Below are 25422 nucleotides of genomic sequence, written 5' to 3'. Positions count from 1 at the left end.
GGCGTGTCAGGGGGCTTTGGCCGTGGCGGGTGCAGGGGCGGCATCCTTGAAGGCGGCCCATTGCGCATCAACCTGCGCAGTAGTGGCCGCACCCAGTTCTGGCATCAGCGACAGCCGGCGGCGGGTCTCCTTGTCCAGGGTGATACCGGGCTGGGCGCGCAGTTCTGCGGAGAGGAATTGGGCCGAATCGGCATTGGCATTGGGGTAAAGCGTCTCGCTGGTGATTTTTGCTGCGACTTCAGGCTGCATCATGTAGTCGAGAAACTGCAGGGCAAGATCGGGACGCTTGGCATTGGCGGGAATCACCATGCTGTCGACAAACATGACCGAGCCTTCCTCGGGGACGACAAATTCGACCGGCTGCCCGGCCGCTGCCGCATTCAGGGCGTCACCAACATACGCCAGCGCCACGCACAGGCTGCCGTTGTTGAGTTCGTCGATATACAGCTCGCTGTCGATCATGCGCAGGTTGGGGCGGACGAGCATCAGGGTCTCGCCGGCTTTCTGGATCTGCCGCGGCGAGCTGTCAGCCAGGGCGCGGCCTTTGTAGTTCATCACCAGTGTGGTCACATCGGTTGCCGCATCGAGCATGCTCAGCCCGCAGCTGGCGAGCTTCGCGCTCTGGTCTGGATCAAACAGCAGGCTCCAGCTTTGCGGTACCGGTCCGCCCAGCGCGGCCTCCGCCTGGGGCGTGTTGATGGCCAGGCCGATGGAACCCCAAAGGTAGGGGATGGCATAGCGATTGCGCGGGTCGAAAGCCGCGAGCTTGTTGAGGATCTGCTTGTCGAGGTGTTGGCTGTTGGGCAGCCTGGCCTGGTCAAGCGGCAGCAACTTGCCGCCTTGGATCAGCGCGGGAAGGTTGTCGTTGGAAGGGACGATAACGTCGAACGGTTCACCGCGCTCGACGGCGCCGAGCAACTCATCGGTAGAGCTGAAGGTCTTGTAGTCGACATGGATACCGGTCTGCTGTTCGAAATCAATCAGTACCTGTGGATCGATGTAGTCATTCCAGTTGTAGACGGAGATGACCTTCTCTTGGCTGGCAAGCGCCAGGCCGGGGAGTGCAGCGCACAGCAGGCAGGCAAGCAGGGTTTTCATGGGCAGCGATCCGTAAAGCTCAATGCGAGAGGGCGAAGGGGTGCGGCGCCTGTGCCCTTGTTGTTTATCCATCCTGCGCAGACCGCTGAAAGGTCTGCGCAGGCGAATGGGACACTGGGCTGGGCATCACTGCAATAGCTCGCTCCAGACCTGGTCGCGGGCCTTCTGCTGCGGTTCAGGCAGCGCTGTCAGCAGCGCCAGCCGGCGCTTGGTGGCTTTGTCGGGCACGATACCGATCCGGCTGCGCAGGCTTTCCGGCAGCAAGTCGGTGGAGGCTGCGTTGGCGTTCGGATAGAGGGTTGCCTTGGTGATCTTGGCAATCACATCGGGACGCATCAGGTAGTCGATGAAGCGATGTGCCTGAGCCGGATGCTGGGATGACCTGGGGATCGCCAGGCTGTCGATGAACAGGGTCGCGCCTTCATCCGGGATAAGAAACTCCACTGGCTGCCCGGCATCGGCCGCGGCCAGGGCGTCGCCGACAAAGGAGACAGCGACGCACAGGTTGCCGTTGGCCAGGTCGTCGATATAGCGCTCGCTGTCGACATAACGCAGGTGCGGCTTGACCTGTTGCAGCACTTCGCCGCTCCTGAGGATCTGTCCCGGTGTGGAGTCGGCAATGATCCGGCCGCGATAGTTCATCAGGCTGGTCATCACGTCATCCACGGAATCCAGGATGCTGACACCGCAACTCGACAGCTTGGTTACTTGCGCGGGGTCGAAAACCAGGCTCCAGCTGTTTGGCAGCGGGCCACCAAAGGCGGCCTCGGCCTTGGGCTTGTTGACGGCAATGCCCACGGCACCCCACAGGTAAGGCACCGCGTGGGTGTTGCCGGCGTCGAAAGCGAGCAGCTTCATCATCCACGACTGGTCGATGTTCTGGCGATTGGGCAGCTGGCTGAAGTCCAGCGGCAGCAACTGGTCGCGTTGGATCAGGTCTGCCAGGTCCGGGTTGGTTGGTACCACGATGTCAACCGGCGCGCCGCTGGCGAGCATTTCATTCATCTCGGCAGCAGAAGCGTAGGTCTTGTAGTCGATCTTGATGCCGGTTTCCTTCTCGAAGTCGAGCAGGACCTGCGGGTCGATATAGTCGTTCCAGTTGTACACGGTGAGAACGGTATCTTCGGCGGTGGCGAGACCGGGAAGCAGCGCAATGAACAGGCAGGCGATCAGGCGGCGCATCGGATTATTTCCCCTTGTGCTGCGCATTATTATCTGGAAACGAGCGAGAACTGTGGCTGCAGTGGTCGCTGTTTTAGCCTATCGGCGCAGGGTCAGGTGAATGTAGCAGCTAGGCCAAGCAAAGGACAACCGCGCGCCGGCAGCACGTGTGCTCGGGATGGGTTGGCAGTCTGACGGTTGGCCGGGGTATGCCGGATCGGGTGCCGGCATGTTTAAAATTTCAACCACCTGCCGTGAGCGATGTTTAGCGGGGCCAGACCCTCCGGGCAGTCCTGCGGGCCCTGCCTGTGCCCCCAAATGGGCTTCAGCGACCTATTTTGGCGCGTTGCTGGGGTGGCGAAGGACGAGGAGGGGGCTTCGTGGTGTGCTGGATTTTCGGGCTGTATTTAATTTTTTACAGCCCTATTGTATAAAAAAATGAACAGCGCTAAGCTCCGGAAAGTCCAAATAACAGCTAAAAAGCCCGGTGTTAAATGTCGCGCCAGTCGTTGAACGGTGAAATCGTCTGCGCCCAGCAGCCTGGCGCGAAGGCCCGCCATCGCGCTGGAACTGCAGGGGTTCGTGCCGCACGTCTGGAGCAGCAGGCGCTGATGCTGCCGAGCGCTTTGCGTCTTCGCCCAGACTTCTGGCGGCTGCCGCTAGGCTCCTTGCCCAGGATTGCACCTTCCCTTGCCGGGCAGCCCCTCTGCCGCCTTGTCGCCCGCGGCGGTGCGCACCGGCTGCCGCGCGGGCGCTCGCTTATCCAGCCAACTTCCGGATCATTGGCCTGCCAGACTGGAAGTGGGCGTAACAACACTGAGTCGGCTATAAACAAGGTCGGACTCTACACATTGAGGTCACTATGACTATCCCACTGGACCAGCTCACAGCCTGGTTGAAAGATCGCAAGATTACCGAAGTCGAATGCATGATCAGTGATCTCACTGGCATTGCGCGGGGCAAGATCGCGCCGACCAACAAGTTCATCGACGAGAAGGGCATGCGCCTTCCCGAAAGCGTGTTGCTGCAGACCGTCACCGGCGATTACCTGGCCGACGAGATCCATTACGAGCTGCTCGATGCGGCTGATATAGACATGTTCTGTCGTCCCGACCAGTCGGCTGCGTTCCTGGTGCCCTGGGCCGTCGAGCCTACCGCCATGGTGATTCACGACACCTTCGACAAGCAGGGCAACCCGATCGAGCTGTCGCCGCGCAATATCCTCAAGAAAATCCTCAAGATGTATGCCGACAAGGGCTGGAAGGCCATAGTCGCGCCGGAAATGGAGTTCTACCTGACCAAGCGTTGCGCCGACCCGGATTTGCCATTGCATGCGCCGGTCGGCCGCTCCGGTCGCCCGGAAGTCGGTCGCCAGTCTTTCTCGATCGATGCCGCCAACGAATTCGATCCGATCTTCGAGGATGTCTACGACTGGTGCGAGCTGCAGGAGCTGGATCTGGATACGCTGATCCATGAAGACGGCCCGGCGCAGATGGAAATCAACTTCCGCCATGGTGACCCGTTGCACCTGGCCGACCAGATCACCGTGTTCAAGCGCACCATGCGCGAAGCGGCGCTCAAGCATGATGTGGCCGTGACCTTCATGGCCAAGCCGATTACCGATGAGCCGGGCAGTGCCATGCACATTCACCAGAGTGTGGTGGATGCCAAGACCGGCAAGAACATCTTCTCCAATGCCGACGGCACCATGAGCCAGTTGTTCATGCATTACATCGGTGGTTTGCAGCGTTTCATTCCCGAGCTGCTGCCGCTGTTCGCGCCGAACGTGAACTCGTTCCGCCGCTTCCTGCCGGACACTTCGGCTCCGGTCAACGTCGAGTGGGGCGAAGAGAACCGTACCGTGGGGCTACGTGTGCCCGAGGCCACTCCGCAAAATCGGCGCGTGGAAAACCGCCTGCCGGGTGCCGATGCCAATCCTTATCTGGTGCTTGCCGCATCGCTGCTGTGTGGCTATATGGGCATGGTCGAAGGACTCAATCCGAGTGCGCCGGTCAAGGGACGCGGCTATGAGCGGCGTAACCTGCGCCTGCCGCTGACCATTGAGCATGCACTGGAGCGCATGGAAGCCTGCAAGGAAGCCGAAAAGTATCTGGGCGAGAAGTTCATGCGCGGCTATGTCGCCGTCAAGCGCGCCGAGCACGAGAACTTCAAGCGAGTGATCAGTTCCTGGGAGCGCGAGTTCCTGCTGCTTTCGGTCTGATCAGCGGATGCCGCAAAAAGTGGACTGTGCAGTTGGCATGTTTGCTGCTTTGAGTTGGGGCGGCTGATTTGCCTGCATGGATTAACCTGATAGCTGTAGTGCCGGCGACTTGATCATGCCGGCGCCGGTCGACAGTATGAGCATGCTGGCGATCAATCAGGACGATATTGCTCTACCGGTCAGCCGGGGCTGTTTGCGGTTTTGCCGCAGGCAGGGGCTGCAGGCGAGACGCCACCAGGCAAGTAATGAAACCGTGGTTGTTTATCAGCATCACCCAGGCTATGGCCAACGGCCGAAGCCGGTAATTCCTAACTTCAAGATTGGAGCTGGTTGCATGAAAAATTATTCCAAGACGCTGATTGCCCTGTCCCTCACTGGCGTTATTGCCGGATTCGCCCAGGCTGAAGACAAGCAGGTGCATGTCTACAACTGGTCCGACTATATCGCCGAAGACACCAATGCCAATTTCGAGAAAGCCACCGGCATCAAGGTGGTCTACGACGTCTTCGACAGCAATGAAGTGCTGGAAGCCAAGCTGCTGTCCGGCGCTTCCGGCTATGACGTGGTGGTGCCGTCCAACCAGTTCCTCGCCAAGCAGATCAAGGCCGGGGTGTTCCAGAAGCTGGACAAGTCCAAGCTGCCCAACTGGAAGAACCTGAACCCCGATCTGATGAAATCGCTGGAAACCGCTGATCCGGGCAACCAGTACGCCTTCCCCTACCTGTGGGGTACCACCGGCATCGGCTACAACGTGGACAAGGTCAAGGCTGCACTGGGCGTCGACAGCATTGATTCGTGGGACGTGATCTTCAAGCCGGAAAACATCGAGAAGCTCAAGTCTTGTGGTGTGTCGATGCTCGATGCTCCGCAGGAAATCATGGCCGCCGCGTTGTTCTACCAGGGCATGAATCCGAATCCGAGCAGCCCGGATGACATCGCCAAGGCTGAAGCGCTGCTGATGAAGATTCGTCCGAGCATCACCTATTTCCATTCGTCCAAATACATCTCCGACCTGGCCAATGGCGACATCTGCGTGGCCGTGGGCTGGTCCGGCGATATCTTCCAGGCCAAGTCGCGTGCCGAAGAAGCCAAGAATGGCGTGAATGTGGCTTACGTGATTCCGAAAGAAGGTGCAGCAGCCTTCTTCGACATGATGGCGGTGCCGGCTGACTCGAAGAATACCGAGAGTGCCCTGGCCTACCTGAATTACATCCTGACCCCGGAAGTGATTGCCCCGATCAGCGACTATGTGGCTTACCCGAACGGCAACGCCGCCTCGACGCCGCTGGTTTCGGAAGAGGTACGCAACAATCCGGCGATCTACCCAAGTCCGGAAACCATGAAGAAGCTCTACACCTTCGGTGAGCTCTCACCAAAAGTGCAGCGCGCGATGACCCGCAGCTGGACCAAGTTGAAGTCGGGCCAGTAAGCACCGCAACCCTCCAGCCAGCGCCGCCTGGCCGGAGGGTTCGAAATGAGTTTGGGCGGCACGAGCAGTTTGCGTAGCGCCGCCAGGTGGCGCTGCTGTGAATGGTTAAAGAGAACAGCGGGATAGGTTTTCCCTGTAGCAGCATCCCGCATCCGGCATTGTCTGCGGGGCTCGCTCGGGTCGGGTCAATGGCGCATGCCGCCGGCCTGACAATGGTCAAACCACCCATACGGATTTCAACCAGGCCAGGCCGATGGGCGTGGCTTTCGCTTCCAGCAAGAGGCTGGGAGATTTCTGCTGGTGACGTGTCGTCCCGACCGGCCACTTCCGCAGGAAGCCGATCAAGGTCGGGATATGTCAGGCGCTCGACATGCGCCGGCTGCCGAGCAGGGCTCTGCGGCAAATGGCAGGCACTGATCCGGGAACCAGGATGGACATTAATTCAAACAGGCCTGACCACCGTGGTCAGGCCTCCAAGCGTGGAGTTGTGGTAAATGGCAATAGCCTCCGGTGCACAAAAAAAAGCCCTCACCGGCAGCCAGCAGCCTGCTAAAGAGGTGTTGGTCAAGATCGACCGGGTGACCAAGAAATTCGACGAGACGGCGGCAGTGGATGCGGTATCCCTGACGATCAACAAGGGCGAGATCTTTGCCCTGCTCGGCGGTTCCGGTTCGGGAAAATCAACCTTGCTGCGCATGCTCGCCGGTTTTGAAAAGCCGACCGAGGGACGCATCTTCCTGGATGGCCAGGACATCACCGATATGCCGCCCTACGAGCGGCCGATCAACATGATGTTCCAGTCCTATGCCCTGTTCCCGCACATGACGGTGGCGCAGAACATCGCCTTCGGCCTGCAGCAGGACAAGCTGCCCAAGCAGGAGATCGATGAGCGCGTGGCCGAGATGCTCAAGCTGGTGCACATGACCCAGTTTGCCAAGCGCAAGCCGCACCAGCTGTCCGGCGGCCAGCGTCAGCGCGTGGCCCTGGCGCGTTCGCTGGCCAAGCGGCCGAAGCTGTTGCTGCTCGACGAGCCGATGGGTGCGCTGGACAAGAAGCTGCGTTCGCAGATGCAGCTGGAACTGGTGCAGATCATCGAGCGGGTTGGCGTGACCTGCGTGATGGTGACCCACGACCAGGAAGAGGCCATGACCATGGCCCAGCGCATCGCCATCATGCACATGGGCTGCATCGAGCAGATCGGCAGCCCGGTCGACATCTACGAGACCCCGATCAGTCGCCAGGTCTGCGAGTTCATCGGCACCGTCAACCTGTTCGAGGGTGAGGTGATCGACGACCAGCAGGACCACGCGGTCATCGCCTGTCCGCAGCTGGAGCGCAACATCTATGTGAACCACGGCATCACCACCTCCGTGGAAGACAAGCATGTCGGCTATGCGTTGCGCCCTGAGAAGTTGCTGGTGACCACCGAGCAGCCCGGCGACGACTACAACTGGGCGCGCGGCAAGGTGCATGACATCGCCTATCTTGGCGGTCACTCGGTGTTCTACATCCAGTTGCCAAGCGGCATGATCGTCCAGTCGTTCATGGCCAACTCGACGCGGCTGGGCACTCGTCCGACTTGGGAAGACGACGTGTTCGTGTACTGGGAACAGGACAGCGGCGTGGTACTGCGCTCATGAATATGCCAAAGCTCAAGACCCTCTATCCGCGGGGCCGGCACTTTGTCATCGGGGTGCCATTCGTCTGGCTCTTCGTGTTCTTCGTGCTGCCATTTGCCATCGTCCTGAAGATCAGCTTCGCCGAGGCGGATGTGGCCATTCCGCCCTACACCGAGATCACCAGCTATGTTGACCAGCAGTTTCAGGTAATCCTGAACCTCGGCAACTACTTCATGCTGGCCGACGATGCGCTGTACATTTCGGCTTACCTCGGTTCGCTGAAGATGGCCTTCATCAGCACCCTGCTGTGCCTGCTGATCGGTTATCCGATGGCCTATGCCATTGCCCGCGCCAGCAAGGAAGCGCAGACCGTGTTCCTGCTGCTGATCATGATGCCGACCTGGACTGCGATCCTGATTCGCGTCTACGCCTGGATGGGCATTCTCAGCAACAACGGCCTGATCAACAGCCTGCTGATGGGCATCGGCATCACCAGTGAGCCGATCCAGCTGCTGAACACCAACCTGGCGGTATATATCGGGATTGTCTATTCCTACCTGCCGTTCATGGTGCTGCCGCTGTTCGCCAACCTGGTCAAGCACGACCAGAGCCTGCTGGAAGCTGCTGCCGACCTCGGCTCCAGCACGATCAACAGCTTCTGGAAGATCACCGTGCCGCTGTCGAAGAACGGCATCATCGCCGGCTGCATGCTGGTATTCATTCCGGCGGTTGGGGAGTTCGTCATTCCGGAACTGCTCGGTGGTCCGGAAACCCTGATGATCGGCAAGGTGTTGTGGCAGGAGTTCTTCAACAACCGTGACTGGCCGGTGGCCTCGGCGCTGGCGGTGGTCATGCTGCTGATCCTGATGGTGCCGATCATTCTGTTCAACCGCATTCAAGCCAAGGAACTGGAGGGCAAGATATGAAGCGCTTCAGTCTCTCGAACTTCATGCTGTGGGCCGGCCTGACGTTTATCTACCTGCCCATGCTGATCCTGGTGATCTACTCGTTCAACGCGTCCAAGCTGGTAACGGTGTGGGGCGGCTGGTCGTTCAAGTGGTATGCCGGCCTGCTGGACAACAGCCAGCTGATGGGCTCGGTGATGCGCTCGCTGGAGATTGCCTGCTACACGGCGATCTCGGCAGTGATCCTCGGCACCATTGCCGCGTTCGTCCTGACCCGTATCGCCAACTTCAAGGGCCGTACGCTGTTTGGCGGCATGGTCACCGCGCCGCTGGTGATGCCCGAGGTGATCACCGGCCTGTCGCTGCTGCTGCTGTTCGTGGCCATGGCGCAATTGATCGGCTGGCCGGCGCAGCGTGGCATCGTCACCATCTGGATCGCCCACACGACCTTCTGCTCGGCTTATGTGGCCGTAGTGGTGTCCTCACGCTTGCGCGAGCTGGACTTGTCCATTGAAGAAGCGGCGATGGACCTGGGCGCGCGGCCGTGGAAGGTGTTCTTCCTGATCACCATCCCGATGATTGCGCCGTCGCTGGCGGCCGGTGGCATGATGTCGTTTGCCCTGTCGCTGGATGACCTGGTACTCGCCAGCTTCGTCTCGGGGCCTGGCTCCACCACGCTGCCGATGGAAGTCTTCTCGGCCGTGCGGCTGGGGGTCAAGCCGGAAATCAACGCGGTGGCCAGCCTGATCCTGCTGTCGGTGTCCCTGGCTACCTTTGTTGCCTGGTACTTCGGCCGGCGCGCCGAGCAACGCCGCAAGCGGGCCATCCAGCAGGCCATGGAGGCCATGGCGGATGAAGCCTCGGGTTCCAGCTGGAAGGGTGCTTCGGCGTCCTGAGACTGCTAACCTGCACTGCCGATAAAAGGGCCACGGATGTGGCCCTTTTGTTTTTCAGGTGAATTTCCCGGTGTAACGGAGGCTGCAATGAAACAAGCTGATGAGGCCGGTCCGGTTGAGCCGCGCTGGGTGCACAGGTGTGCGGCGGCCGGGCTTGATCCGCAGCGGCGGATGGCGGCCCGGCGCGCCATCCTCGAGGATCCGCAGGCACTCGACTGCACCCTGTACCGCGCCGACGAGGAGGATGCGGATGCCGAGGAAGAGGACCTGGGCGATGCCCGGATTCGCTTTGCCGGCGCCTTCCGGGCGCCTGCCGCATGGGGCGCGGCAGCGTGTGCGGAATACTTTGGCGACGACGATCCCGGGCTGTTCAGCTGCGCTTACATCGAGTGCGTGGCCGCGGTCTCCACGGCGGCGTTCTTCACCGCGGAGGTCGGTGACTATGTCGCGGTGATGACGGCCGCAGGGCAGGTCGAGATGTTCTTCGTGCATGACTGCAGCGAAGACGAGGCGGGCCGGCTGTGCGTGCTGATTCGCGATGACGAGCCGCTGTTCTAGCCAGCGTTCGGCGCCGCCAGTCATTCGTTGCCGGCACCTGCCCGACTAGTCGCCCTGCCCCGGCAGCTGGCCGAGCAGGCGGTAATAGAAGGCCGCGGCGGTGCCGAGATCCTCGATGGCAATCCGCTCGTTGAGGCCGTGAAAGCGCTGGGCGTCTTCCGGGGTCATGCGAATCGGTGCGAAGCGGAAGACATTCTGCGTGAGCGGCAGGAAGTAGCGGGAGTCGGTGCCGCCGAGGGTCAGGTTGGGCGCCACCAGGGTGTCGCCGAAGCTGTCGCGGATGGTCTGGCTGAGGTACTGGTACGCGGCGTCGTCCACGGCGGAAACCGCTGAAGGTGCGCGGGCCCCGGGCATGCGCTGGATGCTCACCTGCGGATCCTTGACTGCCGCCTCGACGTGCGCCTGTACGCTGTCAATGCTGTCGGCCGGATGAATGCGGAAGTTGACGATGGCACGCGCATCCGGCGGCAGGACATTCTCCTTGTTGCCGCCAGTGATGATGGTTGGCGCGATCACCGTGCGCAGTTGCGCCGAGCCGGCGGGCGTGCCTTCGAGCAGGCGCATGATCAGCGGGCCGAACAGCCAGCGGTTGGCCAGCGCCAGGCGCGGGACAAAGTCCTGCGCCGGGGCGATGCTGTCGAGGAAGGCTTCGGTTGGTCCTTCCAGATGGCTTTCGAACGGCGCCTGGCCGATCTGCTGCAAGGCCAGGCTCAGGCGGCCGATGGCGGTTTCATCGAAGGCCTGCGGCATCGACGAGTGGCCACCGATGGCAGCTGACTGCACTTTCAGGGTGACCGAGCCTTTTTCGGCGATGCCGACCATCGCCACGTTGGCGCGCACCCCGGGAACCATGCCGTGGGTGACGGCACCGCCTTCGTCGGACACCCATTCCAGCTGGATGCCCTGCTGCTGCAGGTGTTTGGCGATCAGCCGGTTGCCGTGATAGCCACCGATCTCTTCATCGGCGCCAAAACTGAACAACACGCTGCGCTCGGGCTTGAAGCCCTGGCCGAGCAGGGTCTCCGCCGCCTCGAGCATGGCGACCAGCGAGCCCTTGGTGTCGATGGTGCCGCGGCCCCAGACAAAGCCTTGCGCCAGCTCGCCGGAGAACGGCGGGTACTGCCACTTGGCGTCCTCTCCGGGAGCCACCGGCACCACATCCATGTGCGCCATCAGCAGCACCGGATGCAGTTGCGGGTTGCTGCCGGGCCAGGTGAACAACAGGCTGCCATTGTCGAACACTTCCAGCCGGCTGTTGGCCGCCAGCAGCGGGTAGGTGCGCAGCAGCCACTCCTGCATCTGCGTGAAGGCGGCGCGGCTGGCGGCCTGCTGTTCCTTGGCCACCCCGGGCTGATGGGCAATGGTCTTGAAGCGCACGGCCTCGCCCAGATGCCTGGCGACCCTGTGCGCATCGATCCCGGCCGGCAGGGCCGGGGTGCTGCTGCTCAGCAGGGGTGCCGGCAGCAGCGTGCGGCCGACGAGGAGCGCCAGCAGGAGCAGCAGCCCGAGGGCGATAAACCGGAAGGTGCGTTGCATGCGCTGACTCCTGCGGCGTGGCCGGTCAAGGGGTGAGGATCAGGGTCGAGCGGGTGTTGGCCGTGACGTCTTCCGCACTGAAGTGCTGCGGCACGTATTCGCCCTGGACGTAGGCTTCGGCCTGGTCCTGGTAGTGGCGGTCAAACAGCACGCCACTCTGGCCCACCGGGTTGATCCCGAGGCTGTGCTCGGGGTCGGCAAAATCCACCAGGCGGCGGGTCGAGGGGCCGTAGGCGACCTTCCATGGCGCGCTGCCGATGCGCGAGGACAGGTTGTTCGGCATCTCGCGGCCACCCGGCACGCTGAACGGACCGACATTGAACAGCTGGTCCAGCGGTTCCTGGCGGGCCAGCGGATGGTTGTGCGTGAGCGTGTGCGCCTTGCCCCATTGCCACTGGCTGCTGTCGTCGCCATAGGTCTTGCGCAGGTGCTGCAGGCTGGCCTGCCAGGCCTGCTTGACGGTGTCCGCGCGGGACTCCACCTCGGGCGTATTGCGCTGGTCCCACCACGGCGAATTGGCCGCGGCCGCCAGGCGCGGCAGGGCCAGGTCGAGCGCGCGGGTACCCAGCAGGTTGTCGAAGAAGGCTTCGCCCAGTTCGTCGCCCATGGCGTTGCGCGCCAGTTCATAGACCAGCTGGTTGAACAGGGTGGCGGGAACCGAGTCGAGGGCGTGATCGCCATTCCAGCCCGCCAGCTGGTCGACCAGGGCGCGCTCCTGCTGATCCGCGGCCGCCGCTTGCAGGTCATCCAGCAAGGGTTGCAGCAGGCGCTGCGGATAGCCGCTGGCGTTATCCAACTGTACGGCCTGGCTGTTCTGCAGGTCCCAGCGGATCGCCGGGTCGGCCAGCCGCTGGTGCAGGCGCTGCGCCCGGTCCGGCAGGTTGTAGTAGCCGGGCACCTGAATCCCGCTGGCGGGCACCGGCTGGTGGTTGGCGGAAATGATGTAGCCGCGGCCGGGGTTGAGTTCCTGCGGATTGTCGCGGAACGGGTAGAAGCCAAGCTTGTCGGCCTGCGCGGTGCTGCCGTTGAGGATGAACGCGGGGTTCACCCCGGCCGGGCGGATGGGCAGTGCGGCGGCGGCCCACCAGGCGATATCGCCGGCGGCCGAGGCCCACAGGATATTCAGCCCGGGCGCCTGGATCTGCTCTGCGGCCAGGGCTGCCGAAGCGGCATCGGTGGCATGGTTGAGGTCGTAGAAGCCGTTGAGAATCGGGTTGGGGGTTTCCAGGAAGCCCCACCACATGGCGACCGGGGTCTGGCTGCTGGCGATGCCGGCGCCCAGCGCATCGTTGATGATCGGGCCGTGTGGCGAGCTGTGCAGGGTCAGCTTGACTGTCTCGCCATCCTTGACGCGGATTTCCGCCTGCGTGGTGGTCAGGTCGACCCAGCGGCCCTGGTACCAGACCTGCTGCGGATTGTCCGGGTTGAGCTTTTCGGCGATCAGGTCGAGGTCGTCATTCTGGAACATGGTCAGGCTCCAGCCCATCTGCTGGTTGTGGCCGAGCATGGCGAACGGGTTGAGCGCCTGGTGGTGGCCGTACAGCTCGAAACCCGGCGCGCTGAGCTGGGCTTCGTACCACACCGAGGGGGTGGCAAAGCTGATGTGCGGATCTCCGGCGAGCAAGGGCTTGCCGCTCCCGGTGTGGCTGCCGGCAATCACCCAGGCATTGCTGCCTTCATACTGCGGCAGGCCGGCAGCCTGCATGGCCTGCTGGCTGATGCGGGCAATCCGGTTGAGTTCGCGCCAGTCGCTGGCGGCCAGTGCCGGTGCAGTGGCCACGCCCTCGGGATGCCAGTCGAGATCGAACGCCTGCAGGTATTCGGCGCCGAGCTGGTCGCGCACATAGGTCAGGGTCGGTTCGGTCCGCAAGCCGGCGGCAAACGAATAGGCCAGATAGCCGGCGATGCTGGCGCTATCCTCGGCGGTGAAGGCGCGCTTGGGGATCCCCAGCAGGTCGAATTCCAGCGGTGCCGGGCGGCTTTCCTGGTACTGGTTGACCCCGTCCAGGTAGGCCTGCAGGGCCAGCCACGCGGGCGACTGCCGGTCCTGCCGGGCGATCATGTCGCTGGCGCGGTCACGGATGCGCAGGGTGCGGAACAGGCGGTCGGTCTCGACCAGTTTTTCGCCCAGCACTTCGGCCAGTTCGCCGCGCGCCAGGCGGCGCAGCATTTCCATCTGGAACAGCCGGTCCTGGGCATGCACGTAGCCCAGCGCACGGTACAGGTCGAGCTGGTTCTGTGCCTGCAGGTGCGGCACACCGCGCTCGTCGTAGCGCACGCTGACCGGTGCGCTCAGCTGGTTGAGGCTGAGCTGGCCATCGCGGACCGGTTGCTTGCCGAGCAGGTAAACGGCAGTGCCGGCCGCGGCGGCGATAACCAGCGCCAGCGGGGCGAGAACGAGCGTTTTGCGGTGCATGGAATTCCTCGGTTTCTGGTTGTTGTGCGGTCGCCGTGGCGCGCAGCGCCGAGCAGCGCAAGGCCGCAGTTTGGCCCACTAGGGTTTGGTACGCCAGTCACAAAAACAGCCGGTGGCGAGGCTCTGGGTGGCGTTGACCGGCCTGCCGTCGAGCAGCGCCTGCAGTACCGGTTCGATGAAGCTGTTGCTGCTGTTGCAGGTTGCCCCCTCGCTGTAGGGGCCGAAATACGCCAGCCGGCCTGCCTGATCCCAGATCGCCACCGCCGGGCTGGCGGGCAGGTCTTCGGCTCCCGGCGGCAAGGCCAGGGCCGGCATGTGCTTCAGCGGATCCGGCAACTGGCCATGGCTGCCAGGCTTTTGTACCGCATAAAAGCGCACCCCGAGTGGTGCAAAGTGCGCCAGCAGTTCGGCCAGGTGCTGCTGGTTGCCGATGTTGCACGGGCAGGCCGGGTCCCAGAAATGCACCAGGCGGATCGGCCCGGCCCCGGCGAGTTCGGCCGGCAGCGTCAGGCGGGCGGCGCTGAACAGTTCGCTGCGCAGCTCGAACGGCCGGATGAAGCGCTGCTGGTACCACCAGAAGGCCGCCAGCAGGGCGAGCAGCCAGAGCAGGCCGAAGGCTGCGATCAGCAGGTTCTTTGTTGGTGCGCGCATGCTGCTCCGCCGGTTGGATCCCATCCGCCAAGCTTGCCATGGACGCGCCCGCAGCAGAATATCGGCGGGCAGTTTTACCGCCTATTGGCGAAGGCTGCTTGTCGTGGGGTGGGCGTAGAGGTTCAACCAATAACATTCATGGAAAGGCCGATGCCAGAAGCTTTTGCTCCCGATCTGTTGCGCGCCAGCCTGCGACCCTTGCTCGCGGATCCGCACGAGCCGGAGCAGGCCATGGCCTACCGGGAGTTCTACCGGCTGCAGTTTGCCGCCGCGGTGGACAGTCGCCTGGGCTGGATTGCCGCCGCCGGCTACCGGCTGGCGGTGCAGGCCTGGTGGCCGGCCCGGCCGCGCGCCACGCTGGTGCTGCTGCACGGCTATTACGACCATGTCGGCCTGTACCGGCACCTGATCGAGTGGGCGCTGGGCATGGAGTTTGTCGTGCTGACCTGTGACCTGCCCGGGCATGGCTTGTCCAGCGGGACGCCCGCCAGCATCAACGACTTCGCCGAGTATCAGGCGGTGCTCAAAGCCCTGCTGGAACTGGCCGAAGTGCTGCAGCTGCCGCAGCCCTGGCACCTGTTCGGGCAAAGTACCGGCGGAGCCATCCTGCTCGACTACCTGCTGACCGGTGCGCCGCGGCCGCAAATAGGCGAGACCATCCTGCTGGCACCGCTGGTGCGGCCGCGCGCCTGGTGGCGTTCGCGGCTTGGCTACCGGCTGCTCAAGCCGTTCGCCGAGAGCATTCCCCGGCATTTCTATGCCAACTCCAGTGATGCGCAATTCATCGATTTCGTGCAGTCGCGCGACCCGCTACAGGCGCGGACCCTGCCGGTGGCCTGGGTCGGCGCGCTGGCCCGCTGGATTCCGCGGATCGAGGCGGCGCCACGCTCGGCCCGAAGCCCGCTGATCGTGCAGGGCGATGCCGACCTGACAGTGGACTGGCAACACAATCTGCGCGTGCTGCAGGACAAGTTCAGCCAGCCGCCGGTTTGCCTGCTCGCGGGCGGACGGCATCACCTGGCCAATGAGGCACCCGCCCTGCGTGCCCGCTACCTGGCATTTCTCGCCGCGCGACTGGGCTAAGCCGTCAGTTGGCGCTGGCTGTGCCGGCCGGCGTGGGGGCCATCGCCGCGCGCAGGGCGAGCAGGGCGGCCTGATAGTAGTTGCGCCCGGCGGGCGACTCGCTGAAGCGGACAAAATCCGCCAGCTCGGCATCGGAGAGGTCGCGATAGACGTAGAGCAGGGTGTTGTCCAGGTCACTGCCGATCTGCTGCTGCAGGCGCGCGCGCTGGGTGTTCAGCAGTTCCTGGGTCTGGCCATTGCCGAGAACCCCGGGGAGCATTTCACTCAGGCTGTCCGCGGCCACGCCGGCCAGGGCCAGGCTGACTTCGGCGCCGGCTTCGCGGGCGGGCAGGCTCTTGCCCAGCTGGCTGATCAACTGGCGGCGCACCGCCCCGGCATTGCTGCGCGGCAGGCCCTGGCTGTAGAGCGCCAACTGGTCGCTGCGGCTGGCGCGCACTTCGTCGGCAATCACCTTGCTGCCCGTTTCGCTCTGGAAGAACTGCAATGCCGGCTGCGGATCGGCCAGGTTGCTGCGCAGGCTGCCAAGGGCGCGCTGGTCCATGGCTTGCGGGGCGAAGCGGCGGTTGCTGCTTTCCAGCAGCGCCTGGTACAGCGCCGGCGGCAGGGTGTCGCGGTAGCGCAGCTGGGCGGCAGCCAGGGCCTGGCTGAAGTTGGCCCGCTGCTGCGGCCAGCCGGCCACCTGGTACAGCTTGAGATAGTCGTCGGCCTGTACCGACAGGCTGAACAGCATGAACAAAGCGGCAAGCAAAACGCGCATGGAATCTCCTTGGCTGGCAGCAGCACCCGTGACACCTGTCGCGGGCGGCGGGCAGGGGCTTATTTTCGGCCCCATGGGTCTGCCTTGTCGAGGCGCTGGTAGAATCAGCCGATGAACACCTTGCCTGCCGACAGCCTGTCCAAGCGTCTGGTGGATGAGCTGGCCGAGCGCGGCTGGACCACCACCGACAGCTTTCTGCCGCCCGCGCTGACCCGCGCGCTGGCTGCCGAGTGCCGCCAGCGGCATGCGCTGGGCCTGCTGGCGCCGGCCGGGGTCGGGCGCGGCACGGCCCAGGCAGTGCGCGAGGCGGTGCGCGGGGATTCGATCCAGTGGCTGGAGCCCGGCCAAGCGCCGGCCACCGATGCCTACCTGGCGGCGCTGGAGACCCTGCGCCAGCAGCTGAACCGCAGCCTGTACCTGGGCCTGGAGGATGTCGAGAGCCACTTTGCGCTGTACCCGCCGGGGGCCTTCTACCAGAAGCATCTGGACCGCTTCCGCGATGATGACCGCCGTGCGCTGTCGGTGGTGTTCTACCTGAATGACGACTGGCAGGCCGCCGAGGGCGGCGCGCTGCGCCTGCACCCGGCCGGGCAGTCCACCGCGGACCTGCTGCCGCAGGCCGGCCGGCTGGTGCTGTTCCGTTCCGCCGAGCTGCTGCACGAGGTGCTGCCGGCCAGCCGCGAGCGTTTGTCGCTGACCGGCTGGTTTCGCCGGCGTGGCGCGGGGCTGTTCTGAGCATGCAGAAAGTCCTGGTCAGCCGTTGCCTGCTCGGCCAGGCGGTGCGCTATGACGGCGGCAGCCACGGGCCCTTTGCCCTGCTGCAGGATTGGCTGGCCGCAGGCCGGGTGGTGCCGTTGTGCCCGGAAGTGGCCGGCGGCCTGCCCGTGCCGCGCGCCCCGGCGGAAATTCCCGGCGGGCAGGGCGATCAGGTGCTGGACGGTCTGCAGCCGGTACTCACCGAACAGGGCGAGGATGTCAGCGCGGCCTTCCTGGCCGGCGCCGCCGAGGCGCTGCGGCTGGTGCGCGAGCAGTCCATCCGCATCGCCGTGCTCAAGGCACGCAGCCCGTCCTGCGGCAACCTGCACAACTACGACGGCAGTTTCAGCGGGCGCAAGGTGCGCGGCATGGGTGTTACCGCGGCGGCCCTGCAGCGCGCCGGAGTACGGGTGTTCAACGAGGAACAGTTGATGGAGGCGCAGGCTTTTCTGCGGCTACTCGACGAGCAGCAGAACTGACTGCCGTGCGTTATTCGACCGGCGTCTTGCGCAGCACCGCCACCTGTGCCGCCGTGGCATTGGCCGCTGCACCGTTACCCCAGCTGCTGCGCAGGTAGTTGGCCAGATCGGCAATCTGCTGGTCGTTGAGTTTGTCGCCGAACCCCGGCATGGCGATATAGCCGCCCTGAACCGGAATACCGAACAGCACCACTTTGAGAATATCGTTCGCGTCGGCCGCCAGTACGACCGGGTTGCCCGCCAGTGGCGGAAATACGCCGGGGATGCCGGTGCCCTGAGCCTGATGGCAGGCGCTGCAGTTGTCCACGTAGGTGGTGGCGCCGGCTGCCAGAGTGGTGTCGGGTTTATAGTCCGGGCTCATGGCGGAGCTGGCTGGCAGGGTTTTCAGATACTCGGCCATGGCCAGCAGGTCGTCTTCGGTCATGAAGCCAAGACTGTTGTGTACCACCTCAGCCATCGGCCCCAGAGTGGTTGATTTGCTCTTGTCGGCACCGGTCTTCAGATAAGTGGCGATGTCTGTCACGCTCCACTGACCCAGCCCGGTCTTGAGGTTGCCGGTAAGGTTGAGGGCAAACCAGCCGTCGATGTCGGCGCCGGTAAAGGTTTTCTTCTGCTCGATGCCTCCCAGCACATTGCGCGGCGAGTGGCATTCGCTGCAGTGACCGAGGCCTTCCACCAGATAGGCGCCGCGGTTCCAGGCCGGTGTCTGTTTGGGGTCGGGCTGGTAGCTGCCTTTGTTGAAGTACAGCTCGTTCCAGCCGAGCATGCTCAGGCGCAGGTTGAAGGGGAATTGCAGGTGGTTTACCTCCACCGCATTGCTCACCGGCGGCAGGCTCATCAGGTAGGCGAATAGCGCATCGCTGTCAGCCCGCGTGACCTTGGTGTAGGAGGTGTAGGGCATGGCAGGGAACAGGTATTGGCCCTTCTTGTTCACGCCGGCGTGAAGTGCGCGGTAGAAGTCATCGGCACTCCAGTTGCCAATACCAGTCTGCTGGTCCGGGGTGATGTTGGGTGCCAGCAGGTAGCCGAACGGCGTATCCAGGCGGAAGCCGCCGGCAAACGGCTGGCCATTCTGCGCGGTATGGCAGGACGTGCAGTCACCGGCGCGTGCCAGATACTCACCCTGCTGCACTTGCGTTTGTGCTGGTGCTGGTGCTGGTGCTGGTGCTGGTGCTGCAGCCTGTGCCTGCAGGGCAGTGCTCATGCAGGCCAATAGTCCAAGAAGGGTTAGCGAGGTGAACGGCGCAGCAATCCGGGGCATGGGCAAGTCTCTTGGGAAGGTTGGCTAAGTGGCCTGATCAGTGTGCGAGCATAGCAATCGGGCACAAAAAAGGGAGGCCTGAGCCTCCCTTGGATGTGCCATGGCGTGCTTAGAACAGCACGCGGCTACGGATGGTGCCTTTGACGTGCTGGATCTTTTCCAGAGCCAGATCCGAGTACTCGGCATCCACGTCGATCACCACATAGCCAACCTTGTCGTTGGTCTGCAGGAACTGGCCGCAGATGTTGATGCCGTTCTCGGCGAACACCTTGTTGATCTCGCTCATCACGCCCGGAATATTCTGGTGGATATGCAGCAGGCGGTGCTTGCCCGGGTGAGCCGGCAGGGCGACTTCGGGGAAGTTGACCGAGGATACCGAGGTACCGTTGTCGCTGTACTTGACCAGTTTCTCGGCCACTTCCAGACCGATATTGGCCTGCGCCTCGGCGGTCGAACCACCGATGTGCGGGGTCAGGATCACGCGATCCAGGCCGCGCAGCGGGCTTTCGAATTCCTCGTCGTTGGACTTCGGCTCGACCGGGAACACGTCGATGGCAGCGCCGATCAGGTGCTCGTCCTTGATGGCGGCGGCCAGGTGATCCAGCTCGACCACGGTGCCGCGGGCGGCGTTGATCAGGATGCCGCCCTTCTTCATGGCACGGATTTCCTTCTCGCCGATCATCCACTGGGTGGAGGCCAGTTCCGGCACGTGCAGGGAGACGATGTCGCACAGGCCCAGCAGTTCGTGCAGGTTGCCGATCTGGGTGGCGTTGCCCAGCGGCAACTTGGTCACCACGTCGTAGAAGAACACCTGCATGCCAAGGGCTTCGGCCAGCACCGAGAGCTGGGTGCCGATCGAGCCGTAGCCGACGATGCCGAGCTTCTTGCCGCGGATCTCGAAGGAATTGGCCGCCGACTTGATCCAGCCACCGCGGTGGCAGGAGGCGTTCTTCTCGGGGATGCCGCGCAGCAGCAGGATGGCTTCGGCCAGTACCAGTTCGGCCACCGAGCGGGTGTTGGAGTAGGGGGCGTTGAACACCGCGATGCCACGCTCGCGGGCGGCATTCAGGTCGACCTGGTTGGTGCCGATGCAGAAGCAGCCAACGGCGACCAGGCGCTTGGCGCAGTCGAACACCTCGGCGGTGAGCTGGGTGCGCGAGCGGATGCCGATGAAGTGCGCATCGGCAATCTTCACTTTCAGCTCTTCGTCGGACAGCGCGCCCTTGAGGTATTCGATGTTGCTGTAGCCGGCAGCCTTCAGCACGTCGACGGCATTCTGGTGCACGCCTTCGAGAAGAAGGAACTTGATCTTGCTCTTGTCGAGGGAGGTCTTGCTCATCGGAATACCTGTGCGCCACTGGAAGAAAAGGAGGAGGACCGGCGCCAAGGCCGGCAGCCCGCCAATCGGCTGTCTGGCTCGTTTCGCGGGGGGCGTATGCTAGCATAGGAGCCCCCCGAAACACCCATGCCTGGCCAATGAAGCGTGTTCAGGATGACCATGAATGATCCGAGAGTTACCCGATGACCACTTCCGCCCTGCTTGAAGCGCTGCAGTCCCTGGTTGAGCCCGGCAAGCTGCTGACCGACGCCGATTCCCTGAATACCTTTGGCAAGGACTGGACCAAGCATTTCGCCCCGGCACCGCTGGCGATCGTGTTTCCCAAGTCTGTCGAGCAGGTTCAGGCGATTGTGCGCTGGGCCAACCAGCACAAGGTGGCGCTGGTGCCATCGGGTGGTCGCACCGGGCTGTCGGCCGGCGCCGTGGCGGCCAATGGCGAAGTGGTGGTGTCGTTCGACTACATGAACCAGATCCTCGAATTCAACGAATTCGACCGCACGGCGCGCTGTCAGGCCGGCGTGGTAACCAAGCAGCTGCAACTGTTTGCCGAGGACAAGGGGCTGTATTACCCGGTGGACTTTGCTTCCAGTGGCTCCAGCCAGATTGGCGGCAACATCGGCACCAACGCCGGCGGGATCAAGGTGATCCGTTACGGCATGACGCGTAATTGGGTGGCCGGCATGAAAGTGGTGACCGGCGCCGGCGACATCCTTGAGCTGAACAAGGACCTGATCAAGAACGCCACCGGCTACGACATGCGCCAGCTGTTTATCGGCGCCGAAGGCACGCTCGGCTTCGTGGTGGAAGCCACCATGCGTCTTGAGCGTGCGCCGAAGAACCTGACGGCGATGGTCCTGGGTACACCCGATTTCGATTCGATCATGCCGGTGCTGCATGCCTTCCAGAACAAGCTCGACCTGACTGCCTTCGAGTTTTTCTCGGACAAGGCGCTGGCCAAGATCATCGCCCGTGGCGACGTGCCGGCACCCTTCGAGAGCGAGTGCCCGTTCTATGCGCTGCTGGAATTTGAAGCCAGCACCGAAGAAGTCGCCAATGAAGCGCTGGCGACCTTCGAGTTCTGTGTCGAGCAGGGCTGGGTGGTCGATGGCGTGATGAGTCAGAGCCAGCAGCAGCTGGAGAACCTGTGGAAGCTGCGCGAATACATCTCCGAGACCATTTCGCACTGGACGCCGTACAAGAATGACATCTCCGTCACCGTCAGCCAGGTGCCGGCGTTCCTGCACGACATCGATGCCATCGTCGGCGAGCATTACCCGGACTTCGAGATCGTCTGGTTCGGCCACATCGGCGACGGCAACCTGCACCTGAATATCCTCAAGCCGGAAAACCTGTCCAAGGACGAGTTCTTCGCCAAGTGCGCCACGGTGAACAAGTGGGTGTTCGAGACGGTGCAGAAGTACAACGGCTCGATCTCCGCCGAACACGGCGTGGGCATGACCAAACGCGATTACCTGGGCTACAGCCGCTCGGAGGCCGAAGTGGGTTACATGAAGGCGATCAAGACGGTGTTCGACCCGAACGGCATCATGAACCCCGGCAAAATCTTCCCGGTTTAAAGCTGCTGCGCTCGGCCAGGCGTTGTTGGCGCAGCCGTGAAAAATGCTCATTGGCTCCAGCCAATTCCGCTTTTTCCCGACTACGCCGCCTAGCCTGACCTTCGCCCGCGACGCACTAAACAGAGCCTGCAATGGAGAAGCTGCAATGAGCTACCAGCACCAATACCTTGATGGAACGCGCATTCACTTCCCGCTGGGCAAGGTGGTGTGTGTTGGCCGTAACTATGCGGAACACGCCAAGGAACTGAACAACCCGGTGCCGACCGAGCCGCTGCTGTTTATCAAGCCGGGCAGCTGCGTGGTGGCGCTGGATGACAGTTTCAGTATTCCGCATGACCGTGGTGCAGTGCATTACGAGGCTGAAATTGCCGTGCTGATCGGCAAGCCGCTGTCGAAAAAGCCCGATGCCGAAGAAGTCATGGACGCCATTTCCGGTTTTGCCCCGGCGCTGGACCTGACCCTGCGCGAGCTGCAGGACAAGCTCAAGGCCAAGAGCTACCCGTGGGAAGTGGCCAAGTCGTTCGACGGTGCCTGCGTGCTGGCGGCGTTTGTGCCTGGCGATGCCGTGAGCGATTTGACCGATATTGGCATTCGCCTGAGTTTGAACGGCGAAGTGCGTCAGGACGGCAACAGCCGCGACATGCTCAACCCGATACTGCCGCTGATCCAGCACATCTGCGGGCATTTCAGCCTGCAGCCGGGCGATGTGATCCTTACCGGCACCCCGGTGGGCGTTGGTCCGCTCAAGTCGGGCGACCGCTTGCAGCTGGAGCTGGTCGGCCATTCCAGCTTCACCACCCAAGTGCTGTAATGCCGGGATGGCAGGTCCGCGGGAGATGTGATGGACAGCAGCAAGAGCAGTTATCGTTCAGGACCCTACAAGGAGTACTTCGCCCAGGCAGTGCGGGTCGGCAATGCCCTGTACCTGGCCGGCCAGGTCGGGGTGGACGCGCACGGCGTGGTGGCTGCCGACCTGCCGGGCCAGGTCGAGCTGGCCTACGCGAATATCCGGCGGGTACTGGCGAAGTTTGGCGCGACGCTGGATAACCTGGTCGATGAGACCTTCTTCGTCACCGACATGCAGGAGCTGATGAGCCAGCTCGAGGCAGTCTACGCGCGGCGTCAGCAGGCCTATGGCAAGCCGCCGGAAGTTGCCCAGACGGTGGTGCAGGTGAGTGCCCTGCTGCTGCCGGAGCTGAAGATCGAGATCAAGTGCATCGCCCACCTGTGAGCTGCCGCAGGGTGGCCGGGTAGATACTTGTAAAAATTACACCGGCTCTGGCTATCATGACCGCCACCCGGGGCCAGCACTTGTCTGCCCCGGGGTCAGTCCTTTCTCCTGCCGAGCCTTGTCCCATGTCCCTGACCCTGCGCCGCTGCGTAATCGTTCTGCTGACCCTGCTGCTGGTGCTGGCCGGCTATCTGATGCGCTGGGATGCGCGCGTGCTGCTGTGGTGGCAGGAGTCGCAGAGCTCCGCCGAGCAGCAGGCGGCGAACCTGTGGCTGCCGGGCTACCAGGCGGTGGCGCAACTGGAGTTGCCCGGCTACGAAAAGGAAGAGTTTTCCGGCCTGGCCTACAGCGCCGAGAGCGACAGCCTGTTCGCCGTGAGCGGCAAGACGCCGCTGCTGCTCGAATTGTCGCGCGAGGGCCGGGTGCTGCGCCGCATCGAGCTGAAAGGCAGCGCCAACCTGGAAGGGGTGGCGGTGCTCGGTGACGGCTACATGGCGGTGGCCGACGAGCGCCAGCACCGGCTGTCGATCTTCCGCATCGACGCCGCCACCCGTACCGTCGAGCCGGCGCAGTACCTGCAGCAGATCGACCTGGGCTATGCCGAAGACAGCAACAAGGGTTTTGAGGGCCTGGCCTGGGATGCGCGCAACCAGCGCTTCCTGCTCGGCAAGGAAAAACACCCGGTGCAGCTGTTCAGCCTCCCGGCTGCCGGGTACCGGGTTAGCGGTCCGCTGCAGGCATTGACCGACCTGGGCGGCATCATGACCGACCTCGCCGGACTGGCGGTTGATCCGCGCAGTGGCCATGTGCTGGCCCTGTCGCAGGAATCCCATCTGCTGGTGGAGCTGGGTCAGGACCTGCAGCCGAGCAACTTCATCGCCCTGCTGCGCGGCCTGCACGGGCTGCAGCACTACATTCCGCAGGCCGAGGGGGTGGCGCTGGACCGCGACGGCAATCTGTATCTGGTCAGCGAGCGCAACCTGTTCTACGTGTTCCGCAAACAGCCGGGCGCGCACTAGCGACTGACTGTGGCGGCGACCGCGGTTTGCCGGGCCGCTGCAGGTCCTGCGGCTTCAACCCTGCACGCGGTCGAAGCCTTGCAGCCTATTGACCGCATTGATGCCGAAGCGTGCAGCGGGTGGTTGGAGTTGTAGCCTGCGCCGCTGCCGCTGCATTTTTCATCACTGAAGCCAGGGAAGTGCGGCTACTCGAGGCTCGGGTGACCTTGGATCGAGGTGAATAGCACGCCGGCACGATGGTGTGTCGGGCGGCGAGCGCGCTGTTTGGGGAGCAAGGCCATGTTCCGCGGGTTCCGGCTGGCGGGATCGGGGTGTCGCCGGATATGGCGGCGGGGCGTTACCGGGGCCGCGGGTGGCCGCACCGTCCGGTTGTTGGTTAGCATGCGCGTCCGCAATCCAAGGTTCGCCGGAAGTTGATCATGCCCAGACGCTGGTTGCTGCGCGTTGTTGTCCTGCTGGTCGTGTTGTTGCTTGGCCTGGCTGCGGGGGTGGTAGGGCAGAAGTGGCGGTTGTTCGAGCTGGGCTGGTTCAAATGGCAGGAGTGGAGCAGCGCAGCGGACTGGCAAGCGCGCTCGCTCTGGCTGCCGGACTATCGGGTGGAGATTGAGGCACTGCCGCTTGGCGGGCTGGAAAATGTCTCGGCGCTGACCTTCGATCCGGATCGGCGCAGCCTGTTCACGGTGACCAACAAGAATGCCGAACTGATCGAGCTGTCGCTGGCTGGCGAGGTGCTGCGGCGCATCCCGCTGAGCGGTTTCGGTGATACCGAGGCGGTGGAATACATCAGTCCGGGCATTTATGTCATCAGCGATGAACGCCGCCATCGGCTATTCCGCGTACATGTCGATGCCCACACGCGCTGGCTGGATGCGGCGGATAGCGAGCAGCTGACCCTGGACGTCGGCGCGTCGGGCAACAATGGCTTCGAGGGATTGGCCTATGACGCCGCCGGCAAGCGTCTGTTTGTTGCCAAGGAGCGCAAGCCGCTGCGAATTCTGCTGGTTGAAGGCTTTCCGCAGGAGGGCTACGGCCCGCCCGTGGAGGTGAGCGTGCAGGATGATCGTCTGCGCGATCGCCAGCTGTTTGTACGCGACTTGTCGGCCTTGCAGTTCGACCCGCGCAGCGGGCATTTGCTGGCGCTGTCGGATGAGTCACGCCTGCTGCTGGAGCTGGCTGTCGATGGCCGGCCGATCAGCAGCCTGTTGCTCTGGCCCGGCCTGCACGGACTGCAACGCAGTGTCCCGCAACCGGAAGGGCTGGCGCTGGACGATCAGGGGGTGCTCTACCTGGTCAGCGAACCTAACCTGTTTTACCGCTTCCGCAAGGTTGCGCCGGACTAGTGGCCTGTTTGGTTAGTCCAGTTAGTCAATTTCGGCGTCCGCGGCCCTGATACCGCGTTGCCACTCCTCGCCATCGCCCTGCCTTGACCC

General features: G+C 63.4%; 22 protein-coding genes. 14 read left to right on the top strand and 8 right to left on the bottom strand.

Going from position 1 to position 25422, the window contains the following annotated elements; translation table 11 throughout:
* Positions 1–6: 6 nt before the first annotated feature.
* Complete coding sequence (locus tag ISX93_RS08115) at positions 7–1098, bottom strand: extracellular solute-binding protein (RefSeq protein WP_195778213.1); 1092 nt, start codon at positions 1096–1098, stop codon at positions 7–9.
* A 126-nt stretch (positions 1099–1224) separates the two neighbouring features.
* Complete coding sequence (locus ISX93_RS08110) at positions 1225–2280, bottom strand: extracellular solute-binding protein (RefSeq protein WP_195778212.1); 1056 nt, start codon at positions 2278–2280, stop codon at positions 1225–1227.
* Between the two features lie 841 nt (positions 2281–3121).
* Between ISX93_RS08110 and ISX93_RS08105 the strand changes: the two genes are divergently transcribed.
* The 6 genes from ISX93_RS08105 to ISX93_RS08080 all read left to right on the top strand — a co-directional run bounded on the left by ISX93_RS08105 (position 3122) and on the right by ISX93_RS08080 (position 9887).
* A complete protein-coding gene (locus ISX93_RS08105; RefSeq protein ID WP_195778211.1) occupies positions 3122–4480 on the top strand; it encodes a glutamine synthetase family protein in 1359 nt (452 codons plus the stop codon).
* Positions 4481–4814: 334 nt separating this feature from the next.
* On the top strand, positions 4815–5909 hold the full coding sequence (locus tag ISX93_RS08100; protein ID WP_195778210.1) for an extracellular solute-binding protein: 1095 nt from the start codon (positions 4815–4817) through the stop codon (positions 5907–5909).
* A 494-nt stretch (positions 5910–6403) separates the two neighbouring features.
* Complete coding sequence (gene potA / locus ISX93_RS08095; protein ID WP_195778209.1) at positions 6404–7549, top strand: polyamine ABC transporter ATP-binding protein; 1146 nt, start codon at positions 6404–6406, stop codon at positions 7547–7549.
* Positions 7546–8454: an ABC transporter permease subunit gene (locus ISX93_RS08090; RefSeq protein ID WP_195778208.1), complete on the top strand. Its 909-nt coding sequence runs from the start codon at positions 7546–7548 to the stop codon at positions 8452–8454. The genes potA and ISX93_RS08090 overlap by 4 nt, the downstream gene beginning before the upstream one ends.
* Complete coding sequence (locus ISX93_RS08085) at positions 8451–9329, top strand: ABC transporter permease subunit (protein WP_195778207.1); 879 nt, start codon at positions 8451–8453, stop codon at positions 9327–9329. Before ISX93_RS08090 ends, ISX93_RS08085 begins: the two co-directional genes overlap by 4 nt.
* Positions 9330–9500: 171 nt before the next feature.
* Positions 9501–9887 carry a hypothetical protein gene (locus ISX93_RS08080; RefSeq protein ID WP_195778327.1) on the top strand — a complete coding sequence of 129 codons (387 nt, stop codon included), beginning with the start codon at positions 9501–9503 and terminating at the stop codon, positions 9885–9887.
* A 45-nt stretch (positions 9888–9932) separates the two neighbouring features.
* On the opposite strand, the gene ISX93_RS08075 is transcribed toward ISX93_RS08080, so the two are convergent.
* The 3 genes from ISX93_RS08075 to ISX93_RS08065 form a co-directional block, all read right to left on the bottom strand.
* Positions 9933–11423, bottom strand: coding sequence for a M20 family peptidase (locus tag ISX93_RS08075; RefSeq protein ID WP_195778206.1), 1491 nt, complete (start codon positions 11421–11423; stop codon positions 9933–9935).
* A 25-nt stretch (positions 11424–11448) separates the two neighbouring features.
* Positions 11449–13839 carry a penicillin acylase family protein gene (locus tag ISX93_RS08070; RefSeq protein WP_195778205.1) on the bottom strand — a complete coding sequence of 797 codons (2391 nt, stop codon included), beginning with the start codon at positions 13837–13839 and terminating at the stop codon, positions 11449–11451.
* Positions 13840–13917: 78 nt separating this feature from the next.
* Positions 13918–14490: a DUF6436 domain-containing protein gene (locus tag ISX93_RS08065; RefSeq protein ID WP_195778204.1), complete on the bottom strand. Its 573-nt coding sequence runs from the start codon at positions 14488–14490 to the stop codon at positions 13918–13920.
* 150 nt (positions 14491–14640) lie between these two features.
* On the opposite strand from ISX93_RS08065, the gene ISX93_RS08060 reads away from it, so the two are divergent.
* Positions 14641–15573, top strand: coding sequence for an alpha/beta hydrolase (locus ISX93_RS08060; RefSeq protein ID WP_195778203.1), 933 nt, complete (start codon positions 14641–14643; stop codon positions 15571–15573).
* Positions 15574–15577: 4 nt separating this feature from the next.
* Here ISX93_RS08060 and ISX93_RS08055 read toward each other — a convergent pair whose 3' ends face one another.
* Entirely contained in the window at positions 15578–16330 is a 753-nt protein-coding gene (locus tag ISX93_RS08055) for a hypothetical protein (RefSeq protein ID WP_195778202.1), read from the bottom strand.
* A 111-nt stretch (positions 16331–16441) separates the two neighbouring features.
* Between ISX93_RS08055 and ISX93_RS08050 the strand changes: the two genes are divergently transcribed.
* Complete coding sequence (locus ISX93_RS08050) at positions 16442–17065, top strand: 2OG-Fe(II) oxygenase (protein WP_195778201.1); 624 nt, start codon at positions 16442–16444, stop codon at positions 17063–17065.
* A gap of 2 nt (positions 17066–17067) precedes the next feature.
* A complete protein-coding gene (locus ISX93_RS08045) occupies positions 17068–17565 on the top strand; it encodes a DUF523 domain-containing protein (protein WP_195778200.1) in 498 nt (165 codons plus the stop codon).
* A 10-nt stretch (positions 17566–17575) separates the two neighbouring features.
* On the opposite strand, the gene ISX93_RS08040 is transcribed toward ISX93_RS08045, so the two are convergent.
* Both ISX93_RS08040 and serA read right to left on the bottom strand, forming a co-directional pair.
* On the bottom strand, positions 17576–18769 hold the full coding sequence (locus ISX93_RS08040; protein WP_219841002.1) for a c-type cytochrome: 1194 nt from the start codon (positions 18767–18769) through the stop codon (positions 17576–17578).
* Between the two features lie 166 nt (positions 18770–18935).
* Positions 18936–20165 (bottom strand): phosphoglycerate dehydrogenase, encoded by a 1230-nt coding sequence (serA, locus tag ISX93_RS08035; RefSeq protein WP_195778198.1) that lies wholly within the window; start codon positions 20163–20165, stop codon positions 18936–18938.
* 182 nt (positions 20166–20347) lie between these two features.
* Between serA and ISX93_RS08030 the strand changes: the two genes are divergently transcribed.
* The 5 genes from ISX93_RS08030 to ISX93_RS08010 all read left to right on the top strand — a co-directional run bounded on the left by ISX93_RS08030 (position 20348) and on the right by ISX93_RS08010 (position 25332).
* Complete coding sequence (locus ISX93_RS08030; RefSeq protein ID WP_195778197.1) at positions 20348–21742, top strand: FAD-binding oxidoreductase; 1395 nt, start codon at positions 20348–20350, stop codon at positions 21740–21742.
* 145 nt (positions 21743–21887) lie between these two features.
* Positions 21888–22553: a fumarylacetoacetate hydrolase family protein gene (locus ISX93_RS08025; protein WP_195778196.1), complete on the top strand. Its 666-nt coding sequence runs from the start codon at positions 21888–21890 to the stop codon at positions 22551–22553.
* A 30-nt stretch (positions 22554–22583) separates the two neighbouring features.
* Positions 22584–22973 (top strand): Rid family hydrolase, encoded by a 390-nt coding sequence (locus ISX93_RS08020; protein WP_195778195.1) that lies wholly within the window; start codon positions 22584–22586, stop codon positions 22971–22973.
* Positions 22974–23098: 125 nt separating this feature from the next.
* Positions 23099–23992: an SdiA-regulated domain-containing protein gene (locus tag ISX93_RS08015; protein ID WP_195778194.1), complete on the top strand. Its 894-nt coding sequence runs from the start codon at positions 23099–23101 to the stop codon at positions 23990–23992.
* A gap of 419 nt (positions 23993–24411) precedes the next feature.
* Positions 24412–25332 carry an SdiA-regulated domain-containing protein gene (locus ISX93_RS08010; protein ID WP_195778193.1) on the top strand — a complete coding sequence of 307 codons (921 nt, stop codon included), beginning with the start codon at positions 24412–24414 and terminating at the stop codon, positions 25330–25332.
* The last annotated feature ends 90 nt before the right edge of the window (positions 25333–25422 follow it).

It is taken from the genome of Pseudomonas sp. N040, from assembly GCF_015637705.1.
GTDB lineage: Bacteria > Pseudomonadota > Gammaproteobacteria > Pseudomonadales > Pseudomonadaceae > Aquipseudomonas.
Note: the sequence above shows the minus strand (reverse complement) of the source record. Positions and strands in the feature narration are given on the sequence as shown.

What these genes read in the sequence shown, in the direction of transcription:
- ISX93_RS08115 (WP_195778213.1), bottom strand. Translation starts at nt 1,098, where the DNA reads ATGAAAACCCTGCTTGCCTGCCTGCTGTGCGCTGCACTCCCCGGCCTG.
- ISX93_RS08110 (WP_195778212.1), bottom strand. Translation starts at nt 2,280, where the DNA reads ATGCGCCGCCTGATCGCCTGCCTGTTCATTGCGCTGCTTCCCGGTCTC.
- ISX93_RS08105 (WP_195778211.1), top strand. Translation starts at nt 3,122, where the DNA reads ATGACTATCCCACTGGACCAGCTCACAGCCTGGTTGAAAGATCGCAAG.
- ISX93_RS08100 (WP_195778210.1), top strand. Translation starts at nt 4,815, where the DNA reads ATGAAAAATTATTCCAAGACGCTGATTGCCCTGTCCCTCACTGGCGTT.
- potA (WP_195778209.1), top strand. Translation starts at nt 6,404, where the DNA reads ATGGCAATAGCCTCCGGTGCACAAAAAAAAGCCCTCACCGGCAGCCAG.
- ISX93_RS08090 (WP_195778208.1), top strand. Translation starts at nt 7,546, where the DNA reads ATGAATATGCCAAAGCTCAAGACCCTCTATCCGCGGGGCCGGCACTTT.
- ISX93_RS08085 (WP_195778207.1), top strand. Translation starts at nt 8,451, where the DNA reads ATGAAGCGCTTCAGTCTCTCGAACTTCATGCTGTGGGCCGGCCTGACG.
- ISX93_RS08080 (WP_195778327.1), top strand. Translation starts at nt 9,501, where the DNA reads ATGGCGGCCCGGCGCGCCATCCTCGAGGATCCGCAGGCACTCGACTGC.
- ISX93_RS08075 (WP_195778206.1), bottom strand. Translation starts at nt 11,423, where the DNA reads ATGCAACGCACCTTCCGGTTTATCGCCCTCGGGCTGCTGCTCCTGCTG.
- ISX93_RS08070 (WP_195778205.1), bottom strand. Translation starts at nt 13,839, where the DNA reads ATGCACCGCAAAACGCTCGTTCTCGCCCCGCTGGCGCTGGTTATCGCC.
- ISX93_RS08065 (WP_195778204.1), bottom strand. Translation starts at nt 14,490, where the DNA reads ATGCGCGCACCAACAAAGAACCTGCTGATCGCAGCCTTCGGCCTGCTC.
- ISX93_RS08060 (WP_195778203.1), top strand. Translation starts at nt 14,641, where the DNA reads ATGCCAGAAGCTTTTGCTCCCGATCTGTTGCGCGCCAGCCTGCGACCC.
- ISX93_RS08055 (WP_195778202.1), bottom strand. Translation starts at nt 16,330, where the DNA reads ATGCGCGTTTTGCTTGCCGCTTTGTTCATGCTGTTCAGCCTGTCGGTA.
- ISX93_RS08050 (WP_195778201.1), top strand. Translation starts at nt 16,442, where the DNA reads ATGAACACCTTGCCTGCCGACAGCCTGTCCAAGCGTCTGGTGGATGAG.
- ISX93_RS08045 (WP_195778200.1), top strand. Translation starts at nt 17,068, where the DNA reads ATGCAGAAAGTCCTGGTCAGCCGTTGCCTGCTCGGCCAGGCGGTGCGC.
- ISX93_RS08040 (WP_219841002.1), bottom strand. Translation starts at nt 18,769, where the DNA reads ATGAGCACTGCCCTGCAGGCACAGGCTGCAGCACCAGCACCAGCACCA.
- serA (WP_195778198.1), bottom strand. Translation starts at nt 20,165, where the DNA reads ATGAGCAAGACCTCCCTCGACAAGAGCAAGATCAAGTTCCTTCTTCTC.
- ISX93_RS08030 (WP_195778197.1), top strand. Translation starts at nt 20,348, where the DNA reads ATGACCACTTCCGCCCTGCTTGAAGCGCTGCAGTCCCTGGTTGAGCCC.
- ISX93_RS08025 (WP_195778196.1), top strand. Translation starts at nt 21,888, where the DNA reads ATGAGCTACCAGCACCAATACCTTGATGGAACGCGCATTCACTTCCCG.
- ISX93_RS08020 (WP_195778195.1), top strand. Translation starts at nt 22,584, where the DNA reads ATGGACAGCAGCAAGAGCAGTTATCGTTCAGGACCCTACAAGGAGTAC.
- ISX93_RS08015 (WP_195778194.1), top strand. Translation starts at nt 23,099, where the DNA reads ATGTCCCTGACCCTGCGCCGCTGCGTAATCGTTCTGCTGACCCTGCTG.
- ISX93_RS08010 (WP_195778193.1), top strand. Translation starts at nt 24,412, where the DNA reads ATGCCCAGACGCTGGTTGCTGCGCGTTGTTGTCCTGCTGGTCGTGTTG.